Source organism: Halothiobacillus sp., assembly GCF_028710545.1.
Taxonomy (GTDB): domain Bacteria; phylum Pseudomonadota; class Gammaproteobacteria; order Halothiobacillales; family Halothiobacillaceae; genus Halothiobacillus.
The window spans coordinates 1-2666 of record NZ_JAQTTX010000111.1; the positions used below are offsets into that span (position 1 = coordinate 1).

Genomic DNA, 2666 nt, shown 5'->3' on the forward strand with positions numbered 1-2666 from the left:
GCCGCAACACTTCGTTATCGGCCTTGGCATCGTAGCGTAAACTACGACCTGCGGCCTCTGCCTCGTTTTGCGGCTTTTGGATCAGCAACTCGGCTCACGAGGGATTCAATCAGAGGTTCCCTAAATACCTTATCCCACGTCAATGGCAGAATCATTTCATGCGCTCAACGCACCGGAGCATTCGGTTGAGAGAGCCGGGCTCAGAAGAAATGTCGGGTCAGAAGGTACTGCGAGCGAGGGTACTTGATGCCATCGACATCCGCCACACCTCGGGCAGATACAGTACAGGATGGATAGAATTTGCGCTTGAGAATGTGGTCATATTTCCTCATTGACATTGTATTGAGCTGGAACATGGGCACAGAAAATGTTAAAGATGCACAACGAGTTAATGCACACGCGCTGAAACAGCACTTCGGGCATATTGATAATTCGACGTCGTATGGGGCAAGGAGTGCAGAATTTATTGACGACAGAGCGGGCCGACCGCCTTCTTTCTCACCCAACTACTCATTCGAGCACACTGGCCCCTCTTAGCGTGGCAAGGTGCTCAATTCGACTAATTGGGCATTCTCATGGCTAGTTGCTAAACTCGATCTATGGCACCTACTATTGGGCACCTCGAAAAACCGTCACGAGCATGTTCGAGTGCAAGGAGCCGCGCAGTGAGCAACGAGACATATCAAGTAGATAGGCGAGGCGCGAACGAGCACGCGACGCCGCAATCGGACAGCGCAGTAGGTTTTTCGAGGTGCCCTATTTTCCGTCAAGGAGCGTTTCGCTTTTGCTTCTTTTCACGCGAAGAACCGCGAATACACATCCATGTTACTCATACCGATGGGGAAGCCAAATTTTGGTTGGAGCCAGAAATTGAGTTGGCATTAAACCAAGGGCTTTCTCAAAAACAGGTCGGCGAGGCGTTGGATCTGGTTCACGCCCATCACGAGGAGATCATCCATGCCTGGCATAGCCACTTCGGAAATTGAAGTTTCGTTGATATCAAACAAGGGCTTCTGGCTACTTGTGGACAACGAAGAACTTTTTATCTCATATGCTGAGTTTCCGTGGTTCAAACACGCCACGGTTGAGCAAATCACCACGATTGAATTGCTGTCCCCCAATCACCTTTATTGGCCAATGCTAGATGTCGACCTTGCGGTTGAGTCTATCCGCAACCCAGCTTTGTTCCCATTGATTTCCAAGCCATCATTTCAGCGGACGCGCTGAAGCGCGCCGCTGAATTCACACGTTAGGGTCACAAGCGATGCTCGCACCCATCGTCATAGTTGAAAACGGTGATGTTTCGTTTTTTGCCGATGTTTCAATTGCGGCGCGAGCTCTTGAGCCTATCGACGTTCGCAACAATGAATACGTCGCATACGACAGTCTGGGTTACACATTGCAACTCGTGCTGGACTACCAGCGCGTAACAATCTCGGGGCGCACATCAGTGACACCAAAACCTGAAGAACTCAATTCAGTACTTCGTACCTTTTACGAGCGTGCGGTTGGTGAGCCCGTGCCATTATCAGTGGAGCCATTGCAACAGCTTCTTGAGCTTTGTATCAAAAGGTTTGGCTATGGAGCGTAACCCGGCGCTCAAACTAGCTCCCTTCGGTCGCTGGATGCTAAGCGATAAAGCCGCGCAGCGCCGGTTAGCTTTACGTTAGAGCCCTAAAACCAGGTATGGCGAAATAGCCATATATCATCTATCCTGAGCCCATGAGTGAAGCGAACTTTGAATGGGATGAGGCCAAAAACCTCGAGAACCTGGAGAAGCATGGCGTCTCTTTCTATGAGGCCCAGCATGCGTTCCTCGATCCGAACCGCCTCATAGCTGAAGATCTCGCACATAGCCAGGAGGAAAAAAGGTACTTCTGCATTGGTCGAGATGAATCGAGGGAAGGAATTCTCACCGTTCGGTTCACGTATCGATCAAATCATATCCGCATCTTCGGCGCGGGTTACTGGCGTAAGGGAAAAAAGGTTTATGAGCAAGCAAATTCAGTACACTGATGAACCGCTTGGTGAAATGAAATTGGTGCCGGATTTCCTTCCGTCGCCGAAAGATCTGGCGCTCAAAAATCAGCAAACCAAGGTAACTATTTCTCTTAGTTCGGAGAGCGTGACTTATTTTAAAGAAGCGGCAAAAAAGCATCACATGCAGTATCAAAAGATGATTCGTGAACTTTTGGATGAATACGTTGCCCAGCAAAAAAGCGCGAAAAAGTAGCCCCTGCGGCCCTAAACTCCGCAGATTTTTGCGCATGCCTTCGGCATTGTTGCATGAACGCCGCTCAGCATTTGGTGCAGGTGAACATTGGCGTGTTGGGCGTTAATTTTGCCGTGGTCATACCACGGTGATTCTCTGGCCACATGAAAGTAGCCATCTCAGTTACGTGCCCAATCTTTGAGACAGCGGGGCGTTTAGCCAAACAGCGCAATATGCCAAGCGCTTTCGAAAATGATTCGAAAATGAACAGATTCGACACTCGCTTTGCTGTTTTGCCGGATGTGGGTGTTGACCCTTTGTGCAAAAGGGCAGCTCGAATAACCCGAGATTTTCAATGAATTCAGCCACTGAATCATGCCTGTGGCCGAATCCAGCTCAAATTTCACAACAAACGACGACCTTTCCAAGCAGCATTGCCCGGTTTTTACGCCGA

5 protein-coding genes are annotated in these 2666 nt (G+C 49.6%); all 5 read left to right on the forward strand.

Features of this window, described 5'->3' with window-relative positions:
• Positions 1–665: 665 nt before the first annotated feature.
• The 5 genes from PHD44_RS12600 (at position 666) to PHD44_RS12620 (ending at position 2233) form a co-directional block, all read left to right on the forward strand.
• Positions 666–986, forward strand: coding sequence for a DUF4160 domain-containing protein (locus PHD44_RS12600; RefSeq protein ID WP_300192234.1), 321 nt, complete (start codon positions 666–668; stop codon positions 984–986).
• On the forward strand, positions 958–1227 hold the full coding sequence (locus PHD44_RS12605; protein ID WP_300192236.1) for a DUF2442 domain-containing protein: 270 nt from the start codon (positions 958–960) through the stop codon (positions 1225–1227). The genes PHD44_RS12600 and PHD44_RS12605 overlap by 29 nt, the downstream gene beginning before the upstream one ends.
• A 37-nt stretch (positions 1228–1264) precedes the next feature.
• Entirely contained in the window at positions 1265–1591 is a 327-nt protein-coding gene (locus PHD44_RS12610; protein ID WP_300192238.1) for a hypothetical protein, read from the forward strand.
• A gap of 131 nt (positions 1592–1722) precedes the next feature.
• Positions 1723–2016, forward strand: coding sequence for a BrnT family toxin (locus tag PHD44_RS12615; RefSeq protein ID WP_300192240.1), 294 nt, complete (start codon positions 1723–1725; stop codon positions 2014–2016).
• Complete coding sequence (locus PHD44_RS12620; RefSeq protein ID WP_300192242.1) at positions 1991–2233, forward strand: BrnA antitoxin family protein; 243 nt, start codon at positions 1991–1993, stop codon at positions 2231–2233. Before PHD44_RS12615 ends, PHD44_RS12620 begins: the two co-directional genes overlap by 26 nt.
• Positions 2234–2666: the final 433 nt, after the last annotated feature.